The following is a 304-nucleotide window of genomic DNA, read 5'->3' on the forward strand; positions in this document are numbered from 1 at the left end:
CTACAGCGCACAGGCGGGCTGCGGCCCGGAACGGTTTTTTAGGATGTCCCGGCCCGAAGTCACCCGCAGCAGATCCCGCTTCAACCGACGGATCTCGTCGGCCTGGGCATCAACCTCCTGAATCACCTTCGTCGGCCGCGAAAACTGCTTCTGCCACATGTAGATCGACTTGGTGCTCCCTCTCGGCGATTGTTTCGCATTCGCCTGCCGGGCAACAGACACCCAATCGCTCAGCCACCTCCCGCACCGGGTAGCCCCGATCCTCGACCTGCGCGACCGCATCGCGCTTGAACTCGTCTGTGAA

1 pseudogene is annotated in these 304 nt (G+C 62.5%); it reads right to left on the reverse strand.

What is annotated here, in order from left to right:
- Nucleotides 1-27: 27 nt before the first annotated feature.
- A pseudogene (locus EGN72_RS00155) lies at nt 28-304 on the reverse strand (transposase); the annotation flags it as partial.

The organism is Pseudorhodobacter sp. E13 (assembly GCF_003991405.1).
In the GTDB taxonomy this organism is placed as follows: Bacteria; Pseudomonadota; Alphaproteobacteria; order Rhodobacterales; family Rhodobacteraceae; genus Pseudorhodobacter.